2 protein-coding genes are annotated in these 1,649 nt (G+C 32.8%); both read left to right on the top strand.

The genetic code is table 11. The annotated features are described in order from the left end of the window. The first annotated feature begins 474 nt into the window (after positions 1-474). Positions 475-1,314, top strand: coding sequence for an alpha/beta fold hydrolase (locus AC1DOS_RS20015; RefSeq protein WP_477538893.1), 840 nt, complete (start codon positions 475-477; stop codon positions 1,312-1,314). A gap of 125 nt (positions 1,315-1,439) precedes the next feature. Next, on the top strand, positions 1,440-1,649 hold a 210-nt coding region (locus AC1DOS_RS20010), incomplete at its 3' end, for a hypothetical protein (RefSeq protein ID WP_477538892.1).

Below are 1,649 nucleotides of genomic sequence, written 5' to 3'. Positions count from 1 at the left end.
GTGTTAATCATTAACAAAGCTTGATATATAGGTGTTTTAAAATAGCCCAATTCATGCGAATTTAGGCTCTTTTTGTATGTTTAATTTAGATTTTGTACCAGATTACTGAACGGGTTAACTTATTTGTGGAAGGGGTTTTACTTTGTCAGTTGCTTCTATATAAAGGACATGGAAAATCAGAGTACAAAAAAACATCAATATTATAATAAGGGTAATACCTACACATTATTGAAATGATGGTGGTTTGTTCACTTACGTCAAGTAGACATTTATCTCTATACCAAACTTGCGCAAATTAGCATTGCTTTTCTCGTTAATCTCACAGAATTTTCTTTCTAATAATAAAAGGAAACCCATCAAGAATATGGTAATATGATGAAAAGATGTAGTGTCTAAGTGAGGCTTTTGATGTTCAACTAACGGGGCAGTTTAGTTGAACATGAAATAGAAAGGTTTACAAAGGAGGAAGCAATTATGTCCAAATGGAAAAGAGAGATGATTGAAACCTCTCGTGGATGCTTTGAGGTGTTTGAAAAAGGAGAGGGTGAACCTGTTTGTATAACTCATCATTATTCGGAATTTAATGAGTCTGGGGACTACTTTGCTGAAACATTTACAGACAATAATAAAGTTTTTTTAGTTAACTTAAAAGACGCAGGAAGCTCAGATAAAGCAAAGAATGCCTATGAATTAAGCATGGTGGACGCAGTGCTTGACCTTGAAGAGATTCGAAAAGTGAAGGGTTACTCATCATGGACATTTGCTGGACATTCTACAGGTGGAATGATTGGAGTTTTATATGGTATTCATTTTTCATCCTCTTTAATTTCCCTTATTCTTGTAGGCTCTTCTGCAAGAGAATATAGCTCATCATCAAGTAAGTGTATTTATAATGAGGGGCATCCTAAATTTAAAAGGATGCAAGAATTAATGGAACTTTTAAAGCTTCAACGCACAGTGGGAGATGACCGGAATAGATTGTCTAAAGAAAGAGCTCAATTATCTTTATTTAAACCTGAAAATTATGACCTATATTTTTCGGGAAATATAATAAAAAAAATGTCTGCAAATAGATTAAATTTTTTTAGTAGAGAACAACTAATTTTTGATGTTACTCGCCAATTATCAGCTATTAAAACAAGAACTATCATTCTTTGCGGTAGACATGATGTTCAATGCCCAGTGGATTTTTCAATCGAAATGAATGATTTAATTCCGGATGCTTCATTACATATTTTTGAACAAAGTAACCATTATCCATTTTTAGAAGAAGAGTTCGAATTTAAGCGAGTTCTAAAAAGCGTATTATCATAAAGAATCTTGTTCAACTAACGGGTGCTTTAGTTGAAGATCATCGGACTACATAAGCAACTCATTTTCTTATTGAACTAACGGGGCAGTTTAATTGAAGATTCAGTTACAAAAGGAGATGAATTGATATGGAATACAAAATTAAACCGCATAGATATCCATTTGTTATGACCATCATTTTTGTCCTATTTTTGAATGTAGTTTCGGATTACTATGGCGGGTCTTCATCTCTAAATCTATCAGTTTTACTGGTAGCCGTTGTATTTGCTTTTGTTCGATTTAGGCTTAATATCAACGATGAGAATTTGGTTTATGAGATTTTAATATTCAAAAAATCC

The organism is Paenisporosarcina sp. P5_A11 (genome assembly GCF_056400705.1).
The sequence above is the reverse complement of the archived record's forward strand: the minus strand, read 5'-3'. Positions and strand labels throughout refer to the sequence as shown.

Coding starts and splice junctions, on each gene's coding strand:
- AC1DOS_RS20015 (WP_477538893.1), top strand. CDS start 475: ATGTCCAAATGGAAAAGAGAGATGATTGAAACCTCTCGTGGATGCTTT.